Annotated in this window: 16 protein-coding genes; 9 read left to right on the top strand and 7 right to left on the bottom strand. The window is 35.8% G+C overall.

What is annotated here, in order from left to right; translation table 11 throughout:
• Nucleotides 1-28: 28 nt before the first annotated feature.
• The 4 genes from efaA to BCR24_RS10940 all read right to left on the bottom strand — a co-directional run bounded on the left by efaA (nucleotide 29) and on the right by BCR24_RS10940 (nucleotide 3885).
• Complete coding sequence (efaA, locus tag BCR24_RS10925) at nucleotides 29-958, bottom strand: Mn/Fe ABC transporter substrate-binding lipoprotein EfaA (protein ID WP_069640557.1); 930 nt, start codon at nucleotides 956-958, stop codon at nucleotides 29-31.
• Nucleotides 955-1812 (bottom strand): metal ABC transporter permease, encoded by an 858-nt coding sequence (locus BCR24_RS10930; protein WP_069640558.1) that lies wholly within the window; start codon nucleotides 1810-1812, stop codon nucleotides 955-957. The genes efaA and BCR24_RS10930 overlap by 4 nt, the downstream gene beginning before the upstream one ends.
• Complete coding sequence (locus BCR24_RS10935; protein ID WP_069640559.1) at nucleotides 1809-2564, bottom strand: metal ABC transporter ATP-binding protein; 756 nt, start codon at nucleotides 2562-2564, stop codon at nucleotides 1809-1811. The genes BCR24_RS10930 and BCR24_RS10935 overlap by 4 nt, the downstream gene beginning before the upstream one ends.
• A gap of 139 nt (nucleotides 2565-2703) precedes the next feature.
• Nucleotides 2704-3885, bottom strand: a complete 1182-nt coding sequence (locus BCR24_RS10940) for a serine hydrolase domain-containing protein (RefSeq protein ID WP_069640560.1) — start codon at nucleotides 3883-3885, stop codon at nucleotides 2704-2706.
• A 242-nt stretch (nucleotides 3886-4127) separates the two neighbouring features.
• On the opposite strand from BCR24_RS10940, the gene BCR24_RS10945 reads away from it, so the two are divergent.
• The 6 genes from BCR24_RS10945 (at nucleotide 4128) to mnmA (ending at nucleotide 9762) form a co-directional block, all read left to right on the top strand.
• A complete protein-coding gene (locus BCR24_RS10945) occupies nucleotides 4128-5093 on the top strand; it encodes a ribose-phosphate diphosphokinase (RefSeq protein ID WP_069640561.1) in 966 nt (321 codons plus the stop codon).
• A 105-nt stretch (nucleotides 5094-5198) separates the two neighbouring features.
• Nucleotides 5199-6101, top strand: coding sequence for an EamA family transporter RarD (gene rarD, locus BCR24_RS10950; protein ID WP_069640562.1), 903 nt, complete (start codon nucleotides 5199-5201; stop codon nucleotides 6099-6101).
• A 78-nt stretch (nucleotides 6102-6179) separates the two neighbouring features.
• Nucleotides 6180-7325 (top strand): cysteine desulfurase family protein, encoded by a 1146-nt coding sequence (locus BCR24_RS10955; RefSeq protein WP_069640563.1) that lies wholly within the window; start codon nucleotides 6180-6182, stop codon nucleotides 7323-7325.
• An 81-nt stretch (nucleotides 7326-7406) separates the two neighbouring features.
• Nucleotides 7407-7748 (top strand): DUF1831 domain-containing protein, encoded by a 342-nt coding sequence (locus tag BCR24_RS10960; RefSeq protein ID WP_069640564.1) that lies wholly within the window; start codon nucleotides 7407-7409, stop codon nucleotides 7746-7748.
• Nucleotides 7749-8100: 352 nt separating this feature from the next.
• Complete coding sequence (locus tag BCR24_RS10970) at nucleotides 8101-8370, top strand: hypothetical protein (protein ID WP_069640566.1); 270 nt, start codon at nucleotides 8101-8103, stop codon at nucleotides 8368-8370.
• A 267-nt stretch (nucleotides 8371-8637) separates the two neighbouring features.
• A complete protein-coding gene (mnmA, locus tag BCR24_RS10975; protein WP_069640567.1) occupies nucleotides 8638-9762 on the top strand; it encodes a tRNA 2-thiouridine(34) synthase MnmA in 1125 nt (374 codons plus the stop codon).
• A gap of 22 nt (nucleotides 9763-9784) precedes the next feature.
• Here mnmA and BCR24_RS10980 read toward each other — a convergent pair whose 3' ends face one another.
• On the bottom strand, nucleotides 9785-10177 hold the full coding sequence (locus BCR24_RS10980) for a hypothetical protein (protein WP_069640568.1): 393 nt from the start codon (nucleotides 10175-10177) through the stop codon (nucleotides 9785-9787).
• 226 nt (nucleotides 10178-10403) lie between these two features.
• On the opposite strand from BCR24_RS10980, the gene BCR24_RS10985 reads away from it, so the two are divergent.
• A complete protein-coding gene (locus tag BCR24_RS10985) occupies nucleotides 10404-10769 on the top strand; it encodes a DUF1033 family protein (RefSeq protein ID WP_069640569.1) in 366 nt (121 codons plus the stop codon).
• Between the two features lie 25 nt (nucleotides 10770-10794).
• Here BCR24_RS10985 and BCR24_RS10990 read toward each other — a convergent pair whose 3' ends face one another.
• A complete protein-coding gene (locus tag BCR24_RS10990) occupies nucleotides 10795-10980 on the bottom strand; it encodes a hypothetical protein (RefSeq protein WP_069640570.1) in 186 nt (61 codons plus the stop codon).
• A 151-nt stretch (nucleotides 10981-11131) separates the two neighbouring features.
• Nucleotides 11132-11845: a DsbA family oxidoreductase gene (locus tag BCR24_RS10995; RefSeq protein WP_100630378.1), complete on the bottom strand. Its 714-nt coding sequence runs from the start codon at nucleotides 11843-11845 to the stop codon at nucleotides 11132-11134.
• A gap of 187 nt (nucleotides 11846-12032) precedes the next feature.
• On the opposite strand from BCR24_RS10995, the gene BCR24_RS11000 reads away from it, so the two are divergent.
• Together BCR24_RS11000 and BCR24_RS11005 are read left to right on the top strand one after the other, a co-directional pair.
• Entirely contained in the window at nucleotides 12033-14111 is a 2079-nt protein-coding gene (locus BCR24_RS11000) for a DNA topoisomerase III (RefSeq protein WP_069640571.1), read from the top strand.
• A 187-nt stretch (nucleotides 14112-14298) separates the two neighbouring features.
• Nucleotides 14299-14598, top strand: coding sequence for a hypothetical protein (locus tag BCR24_RS11005; RefSeq protein WP_069640572.1), 300 nt, complete (start codon nucleotides 14299-14301; stop codon nucleotides 14596-14598).
• The last annotated feature ends 65 nt before the right edge of the window (nucleotides 14599-14663 follow it).

Genomic DNA, 14663 nt, shown 5'->3' on the forward strand with positions numbered 1-14663 from the left:
AGGGATAACCATGCCAACTCCACATTTTCTATTTCATTAAGCCATCGTGAATATTATCTAAATTCCATTTCATCATAGCATAATAACTGTCACCATCATCCCCTTTTTTGGCGATAGAATCGGTAAAAATCGTATTGTAAATTGGTAAATTTGTTTCTTTTGAAACACGTTCCATACTTCGTTTATCAACACTTGTTTCCACAAATAATGCTGGAACTTTCGTCTTATTGATTTGGTCAATGACTTGCTTCATCTGATCAGGTGTCCCCTGGCTCTCTGTATTGATCTCCCAGATATAAGCGGCAGTCAATCCGTATGCTTTGGAGAAATATTTAAATGCCCCTTCACTAGTAACCAATAGTTTTTGATCTTCTGGAATATCAGCGAATTTTTCCTTAGCTTCTTTATCTAAGGTTGAAAGTTTTTCAATATATTCCTTGGCGTTGATTTCATAAGTTTCTTTATTTTTAGGATCTTTTTCACTCAACGTGTCTCTGATCGCTTCAACGTAAAGTATGCCGTTTTGAATATCTAACCAAGCGTGAGGATCTTGCTCATTTTCTTTGCCAGCACTTGTTAAGTACATCGGATCGACCTTTTTACTTACTGAAAAGTAGTCTTGGTCTTCCTTTTTCTTGGCGGTTTCCATCAATTTTTTAAACCAACCGTTGCCGCCTGTTTCCAGATTTAAGCCGTTGAAGAATAACACATCAGCTTCAGATGCTTTGGCAACATCTTCTGGTAAAGGCTCATATTCATGAGGGTCTGTTCCCACTGGCACAATACTGTGTAAATTAACCAAATCTTTCCCCACATTATCTACCATGTCAGCAAGAATCGAATTCGTTGCTACAACGTTGATTTTCTCTTTATCAGACGTATCGGCAGTGTTAGATTGACAAGCAGCTAGTAAAAATAAACTAGCTAAAGCAGCAATTAAAAGTATTTTTTTTCTCATAGTGTAGATTCCTCCGTTTTCTGTTTATTGACAAAAAATAGTCCTTTTTTTGGTGAAAATAGAAAAGCCAAAATGAAAAATGCAGCAGCAGTTAAAACAATCGTAGCACCTGATGCTAAATTATAAGAATAGCTAAAGAATAAACCAATGATCGAACTTAATATGCCAAAAGTTGAAGCTAAAGCAATCATTGTCGGCAAATGATTCGTCAACAGATAAGCTGTTGCTGCAGGAGTGATCAACATGGCAATTACTAAGATTGTGCCGACTGTTTGTAAAGATGATACAGCGACTAAGGTTAACAAAAACATCAATGCGTAATGGAAAAACTGAACATTCAGTCCATAAGCCTGTGCCATCGTTGGATCAAAAGAGGTAATTTGCAGCTCTTTATAGAAAAGACTGACAAAAATCAAGACGACGATTCCAACAATCACAGTAATCAAAATATCAGAATCTCGAACGGCTAAGACATTTCCGAAAAGAATATGATAAAGATCAGTGGAACTCTTGGCAAAGGAAATCATGATGATTCCTAAGGCAAAAAAGGAACTAAAAACAACCCCGATTGCCGTATCATTTTTCAACTGACTTTTTTGAGTAATGAAACCGATCAATAAAGCAGCTAAGATACCAAAAATCGTCGCACCGAAAATATAATTGACACCAAACATATAAGAAGCTGCGACTCCAGGTAATACCGCATGAGAAATCGCATCCCCCATCAAGGACATTCCGCGTAAAACGATAAATGAACCAATAATTCCTGAAACAAGACCAACAATGATCGAAGTGATCAAAGCGTTTTGTAAAAATTGGTAACGAACCAAACCATCAATAAAATTTGCTATCATGCATCAGCCACTCCTTTGATAATAATATCGCCCATTGTGTCACCGTAGGCTAGTTGAATGTTCTTGTTTGTAAAAGTTGCTGTAACAGGTCCATTTGCAATCAGTTTTTTCTTTAAAAGGATCACCTCATCAAAATAATGTGCAACTTTGTGAAGATCATGATGAACGATCAAAATGGTTTTTCCTGCTTCCTTTAATTGTTTTAAAATATCCATGATCACCTTCTCGCTTGTCATATCAATTCCTACGAAGGGTTCATCTAAAACAATGATATCAGCTTCTTGAGCAAGAACACGAGCAATGAAGACACGCTGTAATTGTCCGCCAGATAATTCACCGATCTGCCGCTTGGCAAAGTCTTCAAGTTGTACGGTTCTAAGTGCAGTTAAAGCTTGTTCTTTTTCTTCCTTTTTCGGCCGTTTCAGAAGTCCGAGTTTTGGATACGTACCTAGAAGTACAACTTCTAACACATTGATTGGAAAAGAAAGATCGAGTGCGCTACGTTGTTCAACGTAAGCAATCCGTTTTTTTTGAGTGTCGATCGGCCGCTCACCAGCTAACACCGTTCGAGTATCTGTTTTGATCAATCCTAGCATTCCTTTTAGAAATGTTGATTTTCCAGCACCATTTGGACCGATAATACCAGTGATTTTTCCAGCAGGAATCTGTAAAGAAATATCGGTTAAAGCTTGTTGACCTTGATAGCTAACCGTTAAATGATTGATTGTAAGATTATTGTTAGTTATAGACATGTAAAAACCTCCTTTTTAGGTTTGCCTTAAAATTAGTATAAGATAAACTTAAATTAAAATCAATCTATATTTTAGGTTTGCCTAAAAAAATAAAAAATCTAGCGGTCAGACCGACCGCTAGATTTTTTATTTAGGTTATTTAGTTTTCATAAGAGCCCAATAAATCAAAAATTGTTTTACCCAAAAGAGTGTTACTATGATTTTTAGGGTATTGATTGGTAAGCAAAATCACAGCATCTTGTTTGTCTTTTGAAAAATAGACATTGGGCTCAAATCCTTCTTCAATTCCATGGGCACGAATATAATTTTTGTAGTTATACATTCCGCCAGCAAATTTGCGCAATGTTTCTGAGGTCCAAAATGAATCAACGGTTTCTTTGTCAATAATATTTCCTGATAAAAAATTAGAAAAAAATAAATACAGATCACCCGTGGTCATAGCAATACTACCTGTTCCAATTTCTTGCTTGAATACTAATGGTTTATCGGCGATTTCAGTTCCATAATCTTTGCCAGAAACATTTTCATAAGCAACGGTTCGGTCCTTTGAATGTAAAAAATCATTGTAAGAAAGAGTGTGAAATAATTGTAATTTTTGAATATAGGTTTGATTAAATGATTTCTGGTACGACATTCCAGTTAGTTGTTCCAAAATACCCACCAAAATGTAGTAGTTGATTGCATCATACTTAAACTGACCATAAGTCCCCATTGCAGCATTGGCAATGTCAAATTGTAAAAATGCCTCATCAGACATCATAAGACTCGGTTTTTCTTTTTGATACAATCCTGAATTCATTGAAAGTAATTGACGAATGGTTATTTTTTCACTTTCTTGTATTGTTGGATAAAAACGATCTAACGTTTCATCTAATGAAAGTTTTCCTGCTTGTACTTGTTGTAGAATCAATGACGCTGTCAACGCTTTTTGGATGGAACCAATTTGAAAGAGGGATTGAGGCGTATTGACCTGTTTTTTAGCAAAATTGGCATAACCAAAGCCTTTTTGGAGGATAATCTGACCGTCATGTACAACTAAAGCTGTTCCTATAAAAGAATTGTCTTCAAGTTGTTGGTTGATTTGCTGCGCTAAATCAGAAGTAGGTTGAACCTCTTGATTAAAATTACTTGCAATTTGAGCATCTTGAGTCCGATCAATAGCGGATTGCGTCGTTTCAAGTGTTTCTTTTTTTGTAGCGGGCGCAGTATCATGAGGGGCAAATAGCAGGTGTCCTTCTAATCCAATAAGTACGAATAACAGGATCGTAACCATTGCGGGTATCCAAGGATTATTTTTTTTATGCTGCTTTTTGTGATGCATAGGTTATTCACCTCCAAGTATTCTTTATTTTTGCTCACTTATTATTGAAAAGCAAGAGCATTCATAGCGATTTAACGAACACTTTTGTAAGGAGGATTTTCTTCTTTGAAAAGTCGATAAAATTTCAATTATTTATCACAAGAAAGAAAAAGATCCATGATTTTTTACTGAATCAATGGTAAAATAGAAATTGAAGTTTTTAACTGAAAGAATAGAAAAATATCGAGATCACGGAGGAAATCATGACCCAAAAATACCAGGATAAAACATTACGAATCTTTAGTTTGAATGCTAATCGTCCTTTAGCAGAAAAAATTGCTGAAGTTGTCGGGACTGAACTCGGAAAAAGTACGGTGCGTCAATTTAGTGATGGAGAAATTCAAATCAACATTGAAGAGAGTATTCGTGGGGACCATGTTTTTCTTGTTCAATCGACCAATTTGCCTGTTAATGATAATTTAATGGAATTATTGATCATGATTGATGCATTAAAACGAGCTAGCGCTAAAACAATTAACGTGGTATTGCCTTACTATGGGTATGCTAGACAAGATCGAACAGCGAAACCAAGAGAACCGATCACAGCGAAATTGGTAGCTAATTTATTAGAAGAAGCAGGTGCAACGCGTGTCTTGACCTTAGATTTACATACTGTTCAAGTCCAAGGATTCTTTGACATTCCAGTGGATAATTTATTCACAATGCCGTTGTTTGCACATAATTATCGCCAGCAGCAATTAACGGGAGAAGAGATTGTCGTTGTTTCTCCTAAAAATAGCGGTGTACAGCGAGCTAGAAGCTTGTCAGAGTATTTAGATGCAACCTTAGCGATCATTGATCAAGAGGAAGTTGATGGTGTACGTTCAGGGTATGTTATTGGTGAAGTTAAAGGGAAAACCTGTATTTTAGTAGACGACATTTTAAATTCTGGTAGTACGATGGCAACGGCTGCAGAGATTTTAGAAGAAAACGGCGCTAAGAGAATCTATGCTTGTGCTTCTCATGGGCTATTGTCTAAAGGCGCAAAAGAGACACTAGATGCCGCCCCAATCGAACAAATTTGTGTAACGGATTCTGTATTTATTTCAGAAGACCGCAAACCAAATGCCTTAACGATTGTTTCTTGTGCAGAGCTTATGGGAGAAGCAGTGAAACGAATTCATGAAAATATACCAATGAGTCCACTGTTTCGTTTAGAAGAGAAATAATAACGACCTGTTTAAATGATGAAAGAAGTTCAGTTATTGTTTTAAGCTGAACTTCTTTTTATTCATTCTTTTCATTCGGAAAGAAAAAGAGAAAGGGGCTGCTAGATGAAAGAGCAAAAAAAAGGTGTTCTATTAGGATTTATTGCCTATGTATTTTGGGGGATCATCCCGATTTATTGGAAGTTGCTGCCAACCGTCGAGCCATTAGATATTTTATGTTATCGAATTATTTGGTCATTTTTATTTATGATTGTCTATATTTTGATCACGAAAAAGTGGTCATTGTTTTTAGCCGAAGTTAAATTGGTACTACAGGATAAGAAAAAATTATTTGCTATTATTTGTGCCGCTATTTTAATTTCAGTCAATTGGTTTACCTTTATTTATACAGTTAGCCAAGGACATGTGACACAAGCTAGTCTAGGATATTATATGAATCCACTGGTGAATGTATTACTGGCAACACTGATTTTGAAGGAAAAATTAAATCGTTCAGGAATGATTGCTTGTAGTTTAGCTTTGACAGGTGTCGTTTTATTAACCATTCAAACTGGAGAGATTCCCTTTGCCCCACTTGTCATGGCTGTAACCTTTAGTTTTTATGGCCTGATCAAAAAAGGTGTGACGGTTAGTTCATATACTGGGTTAACAATTGAGACGTTTGTTATTTTACCTGTCGCAATGATTTATTTACTATTCTTTTCACAACAAGGATTTATGAATTATGAGGCAACAACTAATTTATTATTAGTTGGCGCAGGTATTGTTACAGCAATTCCATTATTGCTTTTTGCAGAAGCAGCAAAACAAATCTCTTATATTATTTTAGGATTCATTCAGTATGTTGGCCCCACATTAATGTTGCTATCTGCTCTCTTTTTATACCATGAGCCTTACTCAGCAGAACAATTTATCGCATTTGGTTTTATTTGGCTAGCGATCGCAGTCTTTACGTATGGCAATATCTATACATATCGTAAAGAAAAGCGTTTTGCAAAGGGAAGTTGAGAAGAAGCAATCTTTGAGGAACAATCTTAGTTATGGTACACTAATCCCATTAAAAATGTTTCAGAAAGGACGAGTTCAGTGGAATCCATTTATTTAGATCACGCAGCAACGACGCCGATCCATCCTACAGTTATAGACCTAATGACAAGTGAAATGACACAGACATTTGGCAATCCATCCAGTATCCATACATTCGGCAGACAAGCACACCGAAAATTAGAAGATATTCGCCAAGTGATTGCAGCAAGCCTTGAGGTAAAACCACATGAAATTATTTTTAATAGCGGTGGTACCGAAGGGGATAACACAGCAATTATTGAGACCGCTCTTTCTAGACAAAGCCAAGGGAAGCACCTAATTACAACGGTCATCGAACACCCTGCTGTGTTGGAAACAATGAAGTATTTGGACGGCTTAGGATTTGATATAACCTATTTACCTGTTGACAAAAAAGGGATGCTGTCTGTTGCTGCTGTGAAGGATGCATTACGGGAGGATACAATATTGGTTTCTGTGATGTATGGTAACAATGAAATTGGTAATTTAATGCCAATCAAAGAAATCGGAGAATTACTAAAGACACACCCAGCGATTTTTCATACTGATGCTGTACAAGCATATGGCTCTGAACGGATCTTACCGCACGGGTTGGGAATTGACTTGCTAAGTATTTCGGCTCATAAAATCAATGGACCAAAAGGAGTAGGCTTCTTATATAAAAACGATGAAATTTCTTTACCTTCATTGTTACACGGTGGAGAACAAGAAGAAAAACGTCGGGCGGGCACAGAAAACTTGACGGGGATTGCTGGTATGGGCAGAGCCGTTGAAATGTTGACTACTAATGAAAAAGAGCGGCGGCATGAAAAATATATTAATTATCAAAAAATCATCTTGACGCAATTGGATGAGGCAAAGATTCGCTATCAAATCAATGGTCATCCTGAAAAGAAATTAGCGCATATTTTGAATTTACGTTTTCCAGACATAGCAAGCGATCTATTATTGATGCATTTAGATTTGCAAGGAGTAGCAATCTCAACTGGTTCAGCTTGTACGGCAGGAACTGTTGAACCTTCCCACGTTTTAGAAGCGATGTATGGGAAGAATCATTCCGCAATCAAAGAATCAGTACGCATCAGCTTTGGTTTAGGCAATGATGATGACCAAATTTATCGATTTGTGACGATCTTGATCAACACTATCCAAAAAATGCAAGCTTAATCTAAGAAAAATCGATTAGAGCTGGTAAAATGAAAGACTACAAACTATAATAAAAGAGACAATAAATAAAGAGGTGGAAAAATGGCATTTGAAGAAAAAGCAACAGTAGAAGGTTGTACGGTATTTTATAAAGTAAATGAACAAGCAAAGAAATATACATTAAAAGATAATGGTTTTACTGAAACAAATTCAGGAAACTTCCAATTGATTCGTCCATTGGATGCAACTCCTCAAAGTAATGAAGGGTTTAAATTAAAAATTACGATTGCTGAAGATTTAAAAACATTAAAAATGTCAGTAACAACGGCGAACGGACTAAAATCAATGAATATTTTCAAGAATGAATCACATGCAATGAGCCAAGAGAAGTTCTATTTCTTGATGGATGGCATGATCAATCGTGGCGTTTTGGAAAAAGTGTAATCAATCGATTCAAAAAATAAGATCTGTCCTTTTGTGGACAGATCTTATTTTTTGATAGTAAGAGCTCTTGTCAGACCTAAAAATTCTTGATAAACTTTTTTTGTCCTCGATCTTTAAAAGAAGTGAGGAAAATGAAAAATAAGGTGTTTTGGATTAGAAAAAATAATTTAGTATTTATGATTTTAATAGGGATAATCTTTAGCTTGGTACTATATTTTTATTCAAAAGATAATAGGATCTCGTTTATCTTGCAGTCTCTGTTAGAGGGTCAGACAGAGATCATTCTGATCGGTTTATCCATTCTGGAATTGATCGCTATTCTATAAAATGGACGGAGTATCTGATTGCGTTAATGATTGGAGCTGTTATTACTTTTCTTATGTACCTGCTTGTTCCGATAAGACTTTTGGAAACTAAATGGCAAGCTTTGATTGTCCTTGGAATATTTTTTATTGTCGGGATCCGAAACATTTCTTTTAAAAAGAGGATACCATTACAAAATATAGGTATTCATAAAGGCAGGATCAGTATTAATGGTATTCGTTATAAAGATGAAGAAATTATCCATTTTGCTATGAGTGCTAGCAGTGATGATAATAAAAAAATGATGTTCATCTTTTAAATATAGTATTTGATGATGGCAGAAGAAATCAAAGTTTGGCCTATCATTTTACTATCGGTCATTCTCAATTGCTGGAATATCAACTGCTAGAAGAAAACTTACTACGAAAATATGGAGATAAATATCAGTTATTATTTAGCCAAAATTAAGGTATGTTCCTAAGAGCTTTACTTCTATCAAAATACTAGTATAATAAGTATCACTGAAAAGTTACGACCTTCAAATCGTAGATCAATTCAGAATCTAAATTGAAATGATGGTGATCAAATGACAGATAACAGCAAAACTCGTGTCATTGTAGGCATGAGCGGAGGTGTAGATTCTTCTGTTACAGCACTGCTTTTAAAAGAGCAAGGCTATGATGTCGTGGGTATCTTTATGAAAAATTGGGATGACACGGATGAAAATGGTGTATGTACAGCCACCGAAGATTACAAGGATGTAGCGAAAGTTGCTGACCAAATCGGTATTCCTTATTACTCAGTAAACTTTGAAAAGGAATATTGGGATCGTGTATTTGAATATTTTTTGGCAGAATATCGTGCAGGACGAACACCAAATCCTGATGTGATGTGTAATAAAGAAATCAAATTCAAAGCCTTTTTGGAATACGCAATGCAACTAGGTGCAGATTATGTGGCAACGGGACATTATGCCCAAGTAGAAAGAAAAGAAGATGGTACAGTACGTATGTTACGTGGTGTAGATAATAATAAAGATCAAACCTATTTCTTGAGTCAATTATCTCAAGCACAATTAGCTAAAACAATGTTCCCCTTAGGCGGCATGGAAAAATCAGAAGTTCGAGCAATTGCAGAACGCGCTGATCTAGCAACTGCGAAGAAAAAAGATTCAACAGGTATTTGTTTTATTGGCGAAAAGAACTTCAAACAATTTTTAAGTACTTATTTACCTGCTAATAAAGGAAATATGATGACGTTAGACGGGGAGATCAAAGGAAAACATGACGGCTTGATGTATTATACCATTGGTCAACGCCAAGGCTTAGGCATCGGTGGTGGCAAAGGCTCACAAGAACCTTGGTTTGTAGTGGGGAAAGATTTAGCAACGAATACATTATATGTTGGACAAGGCTTCCATCATGAACAATTATATGCAACACACTTAGATGCAAGTGAAATTCATTTTACCGTTGATACAGAAATGCCTAGAGAATTTGAATGTACGGCGAAGTTCCGCTATCGTCAAGAGGATATACCCGTTAAAGTTGTGTTAACGGGTGACGGAACGACAGCTAAAGTGATTTTTTCTGAACCTGTACGTGCAATTACTCCAGGACAAGCCGTTGTCTTTTATGATGGTATGGAATGTCTTGGTGGTGGCTTGATTGATCAAGCTTACCAAGAAGAAAAAGTACTACAATATATCTAAAAAAAGGAGTAGGGAGAAATTCCTACTCCTTTTTTTGCTTACTGTTTTGAATATAAGCTCTAGATTCTGGTGAAATAACCAGATAAAGCATCGAAACAAATTCAAACACACGAAATGCTAACATAATCATTTTAGGAAACATGCTGACCATTATCGGTGGGTAAAAATACATTAGAAAGATGAATGGGATAAAGAGCACTGAGGCGATGTATCCTTTTTTACCACCTATCATTAATCCGGCAATCACAATAATATAAATGAGAAAAACAAAAATCTGATACCAAACATCCGCTCCAAAAGATCCATGTCCTTCCACTATCGCTTTTAACGACATGATCAACGCAATAATGAGCAAAATATTATTATATAATAGTAAATAAATAGCAATTGAGTTCCAAAATACAGGTTTTTTCATAATAAGAAACGTTCCTTTCTATTCTTTCCATATTTTAGCAAAAGGCTATTCTATACGCAATGAAATAAAGATCAATTTAAATTTATTCTTCTGTTTATTTCAACTTATGGTAAAATTAGAAATAATGAAGGTTTGAACAAAAAACTATTTCACAAGCACTTAAGTTGAAAGTTTCACGCTAAGTGACTAGAATAGCTCTTGTAGAAAGAATTGGAGTGATCGATCAATGTACCAAGTTGTTATCATGTACGGCGATAATGAGCCATGGTGGTTTTTTGAAGACTGGCAAGAAGATATTGAGGAAGAAAAGTCATTTGACCGTCTAGAAGATGCAGAACGTTATTACATAAAAAAATGGCAAGAACTTTCTTCAACATATGAATACATAAATACAAAAGTGAATTACTTAGCAGCGTTCTGGAATGCTGGGGATGAACGCTGGTGTGAAGAATGTGATGAAGATCTGCAGCAATATAAGGGACTTGCTTTACTGAAAGACCAAAAAGCAGTGACGTTTGAAAGTGGCGATGATTTTCATGAACGGCACAACGATTGTGCGAAGCCGAAATGCTGTAAATCGAGTTTGGTTTAGAAGGATAGAAAAAAGTCAGAGTCGCTTAGCTCTGACTTTTCTTTGTCTTATCTTTTTTTTCATGCACGTATATATTTTTGGGTAGGATGATTTCAGTATTATTATCTTTCGTTAAAAAGACGAAATCACTTTTTTCTTTAAAAGTTTCTTGAGTAATAGTGGTATTATTTTCAGGTGGTGTTGGTGATGGAGTATTATATTCATTAGTCATGTAAAACGACCTCCTTTTTATAATTATACCCTAAATAATCATAAAAAAGAATAACTGCTTCTTTTCAGCAAACTTGGAACAAAAAATTTAGATAAAGGATGAGAGTAGAAGCAACTCCTGCAGTAGCGTCTTGGCTTTCCAAAAAGATTACTTACTCTTTGCAGACCCACTTACCGTCTTCCATATTACAAGAGCCATCCCCAGAATCATTGTTTTTAATAATTTCAATAACTGGGCTTTCTTTTTCCTTGATTATCTGAATCGCTTGGATGATTTGCTCCATTGGCTGTGCACCGTTGATGAGATATTTTCCATTCACAATCAAGGCAGGTACACCAGTGAGTTGGTAAGCATTCGCTAAATTAAAATCCTCTTCAACTAATGCTAAAGTTGCTGGATCTGTAAAAGCGGATTGCCATTTTTCAAAGTCAATTGAGCAATTTTTTATAATTGCTTCAAGCACATCAAGATCATCAATATTACGGCTATCCATAAATAGTGCTGCTTGTAAAGCATCAAAGACATCCCAATAGCTATCCTCACCGACGACTATACCTGCAGCTTTTGCGGCAAGTAAACCGTTCATAGAAGTCGGAAAAAGAAAATCGGTTTCGCGCATTCCTTCAATATTAAAACGATGAAGCTCATCATTTTGGTTAGCATGAAACCAATGGGATAAAATTTCTTTTTTAGCATTTTCTCGAGAACCAAACATTCGATCGTGGTCTTGTGATTCTCTTGCCAAAGCAAAAGAGCGGTGGATAACCTTGATTTCAGGCATTTCTTTTTTGACTTGTCTCATTCTATAAGACATAGGAAAACAAAAACTGCAAATAACATCGTGAAAAAATTCAATTGTGATCATAGTTTCTCCTTAATAATGAGTGTTTTTTAACTTACTATTAGTAAGGATACAGTTCTTCTGTTTACATTTCAATTAAAATGCTTGAATAAGAGGCGAAAACAGTATGCAGAGTGTGGTAAAATCAACCTATTGACGTTTTGGAGATGAATTCAATTTACATAAGAAATTCAGAAAGTGAGTGAAGTAAATGGGGAAACAACTAATTATTGCTGAAAAACCTAGTGTTGCTAAAGATTTAAGTAAAGTTCTTGGCGCAAATCAAAAAAATAAAAGTTATTACGAAGGACCTAATGTTATTGTGACATGGGCGTTAGGACACTTGTTAGGATTAAAAATGCCGGAAGACATCAATAAAGAATGGCAATCCTGGCAAATGGAGACTCTACCAATGGTACCTAAGAATTTAGGAATAAAACCGTTACCTAAAACAGGCCATCAATTAAAAGCGATCAAACAATTAGCAAATCGCAAAGATGTTACCGAAGCAGTTATTGCAACAGATGCAGGACGTGAAGGGGAACTAGTTGCTCGTTGGATCTTAGAATATGTCCATTTTAATAAGCCAGTAAAACGGTTGTGGATTTCATCCCAAACGGATAAAGCAATCAAAGATGGTTTCAAAAAGTTAAGACCAGCTAAAGAGTACGACAATTTGTATTATTCCGCTTTAGCGCGTGCAAAAGCAGATTGGTTAGTGGGATTAAACGTGACAAGAGCGTTGACTGTCAAGTACCAAGACAGCTTGTCAGCTGGACGGGTTCAAACACCAACCCTATCTTTGGTCCGTCAACAAGAAAAGAAAATAGAAAGCTTTAGACCACAAACCTATTTTTCAGTAGAGTTGCAAGTTCAAAAAGAAAAAGCCAAACTTGTTCAAAGTAATCCCTACGCTTTTAAAGAACGGAATGAGGTAGAGGCCTTTGTGAAACAATTAAGTGAAGGTAAAGGCAAAGTAACCGATATCCAAGAAAAAGTCAAAACAGAACAAGCACCACTACCGTATGATTTAACAGAAATCCAAAGAGAAGCCAATCAGCGCTATCAATTTTCTGCAAAGAAAACTTTGTCATTAGTACAAAGTCTCTATGAATTTCATAAAATCGTGACGTATCCAAGAACGGATAGTAAATATTTAACAACAGATATGAAAGCTACTATGAAAGAACGCTTGCAAGCAGTCAGCGATTTTTCACCAGAAGTTAAAACCTATATCAAAGACGGCGGTCAAGTCAAACTGACAAAAGTATTCCAAAATGAAAAAGTCACAGATCACCATGCGTTGATTCCGACTGAACAACGCCCGCGTTATGAAAAGTTAAGTGGCGATGAACAAAAAATCTATAACATGATCGTCACTCGTTTCCTAGGGATGTTTGCAGAATCTCATCGTACAAAACAAACAAAAGTAACCGTAAGTTTTGGGAAAGAACAATTTGTCTTCCGCCAAAGTAAAGTTGAAGTTACGGGGTGGAAGCAAGAAAAAGAAGCAGTAGCGCCAAGTTTTGATTGGAAATTGGGCATGATCATACCACCAAATTTCACTATTAATAAAGAACTAACTGCACCACCAAAGCCGCTGACCGAAGGAACCTTGCTAGGCTTAATGGAAAAGCATAGTTTGGGAACACCAGCTACACGAGCTGAAATCATTGAAAAGCTGATCAAGTCAGAGCTGATGGAACGGACAACAAATGGCTTAAGCGTGTCACCAAAAGGGAAGCAACTCCTTGAATTAGTCAATCCCTCGTTAGTCACACCTGAACTAACAGAAAAATGGGAAAAAACGTTAGAAGCTATCGCCAAAGGCAAGCAAAGCAGTACCGTTTTTCTAAAAGAAATCGAACAAGATACAAAAAAACTTGTCAATGAGATCAAACAAAGTGAAAGCAAATACCAAGACTTTTCTATTACGCAAAAGAAATGCCCAGAATGCGGCTCAAACTTGCGTGAGAAAAACACGAAAGACGGTAAAATCTATGTGTGCTCTAACCAAGACTGTAGTTATCGCCGCAGAAAAGACCCGAAAGTTTCTAACCACCGTTGTTCACAATGTCACCGTAAAATGGATATCATTGATGGGAAAAATGGTTCATATTTTAAATGTAAATATTGCTCGATTACTGAAAAAATGCAGGATAAAAAAGAGCGTAACAAGAAACTGACGAAACACGAAGAACGTAAATTGATGAAGAAATACTCACAAAAAGAAGAACCAGAAGAAAGTGCATTGGCACAAGCGTTAAAAGCGGCAATGAAACAAGATTGAGTTTAAATAAAGACACTGGTCATCAATAAATAAGATGATCGGTGGCTTTATTTTATTATTTGTTTGGAAGATATTAAGCGAAGAGTCAGTGGGTTTTAATTTATGGTATAATTTTGAAGATAAGAGTATCGGTTGTGAGTTAGAAAAGTATGGTAAATAATGCACCAAAGAAGAAAGGAGCATAAAAATGAGAAAAAATGAATATTTAACCTTAGTAGCAATGGAAGAATGTGCAGAAATTCAACAAGCATTATCAAAAGCAATCAGGTTTGGGTTTGATGATCATCACCCTTCTAGAGCAGATGAAACGAATGAAGAACAACTTTTGACAGAATTTTATCAATTAACTGCAATGATCGAAGAATTGCAAAATCAAGGGATCATTGAAAGCTTTATTCGAGAAAAAATAGCTGAGGTGAAACAAAATAAAATTAAGAAGGTTTATCAATACATGGATTATTCAAAGAAGCAAGGATTGTTGGACTAAAGATATTTGGCAGACGTAATTCAAATGTAGATTGGATTCGTCACGTTGTTTTAGTTTGATGAAAA

It is taken from the genome of Enterococcus ureilyticus (assembly GCF_001730315.1).
Taxonomy (GTDB): Bacteria; Bacillota; Bacilli; order Lactobacillales; family Enterococcaceae; genus Enterococcus_L; species Enterococcus_L ureilyticus.

What these genes read in the sequence shown, in the direction of transcription:
- efaA (WP_069640557.1), bottom strand. Translation starts at nt 958, where the DNA reads ATGAGAAAAAAAATACTTTTAATTGCTGCTTTAGCTAGTTTATTTTTA.
- BCR24_RS10930 (WP_069640558.1), bottom strand. Translation starts at nt 1,812, where the DNA reads ATGATAGCAAATTTTATTGATGGTTTGGTTCGTTACCAATTTTTACAA.
- BCR24_RS10935 (WP_069640559.1), bottom strand. Translation starts at nt 2,564, where the DNA reads ATGTCTATAACTAACAATAATCTTACAATCAATCATTTAACGGTTAGC.
- BCR24_RS10940 (WP_069640560.1), bottom strand. Translation starts at nt 3,885, where the DNA reads ATGCATCACAAAAAGCAGCATAAAAAAAATAATCCTTGGATACCCGCA.
- BCR24_RS10945 (WP_069640561.1), top strand. Translation starts at nt 4,128, where the DNA reads ATGACCCAAAAATACCAGGATAAAACATTACGAATCTTTAGTTTGAAT.
- rarD (WP_069640562.1), top strand. Translation starts at nt 5,199, where the DNA reads ATGAAAGAGCAAAAAAAAGGTGTTCTATTAGGATTTATTGCCTATGTA.
- BCR24_RS10960 (WP_069640564.1), top strand. Translation starts at nt 7,407, where the DNA reads ATGGCATTTGAAGAAAAAGCAACAGTAGAAGGTTGTACGGTATTTTAT.
- BCR24_RS10970 (WP_069640566.1), top strand. Translation starts at nt 8,101, where the DNA reads ATGATTGGAGCTGTTATTACTTTTCTTATGTACCTGCTTGTTCCGATA.
- mnmA (WP_069640567.1), top strand. Translation starts at nt 8,638, where the DNA reads ATGACAGATAACAGCAAAACTCGTGTCATTGTAGGCATGAGCGGAGGT.
- BCR24_RS10980 (WP_069640568.1), bottom strand. Translation starts at nt 10,177, where the DNA reads ATGAAAAAACCTGTATTTTGGAACTCAATTGCTATTTATTTACTATTA.
- BCR24_RS10985 (WP_069640569.1), top strand. Translation starts at nt 10,404, where the DNA reads ATGTACCAAGTTGTTATCATGTACGGCGATAATGAGCCATGGTGGTTT.
- BCR24_RS10990 (WP_069640570.1), bottom strand. Translation starts at nt 10,980, where the DNA reads ATGACTAATGAATATAATACTCCATCACCAACACCACCTGAAAATAAT.
- BCR24_RS10995 (WP_100630378.1), bottom strand. Translation starts at nt 11,845, where the DNA reads ATGATCACAATTGAATTTTTTCACGATGTTATTTGCAGTTTTTGTTTT.
- BCR24_RS11000 (WP_069640571.1), top strand. Translation starts at nt 12,033, where the DNA reads ATGGGGAAACAACTAATTATTGCTGAAAAACCTAGTGTTGCTAAAGAT.
- BCR24_RS11005 (WP_069640572.1), top strand. Translation starts at nt 14,299, where the DNA reads ATGAGAAAAAATGAATATTTAACCTTAGTAGCAATGGAAGAATGTGCA.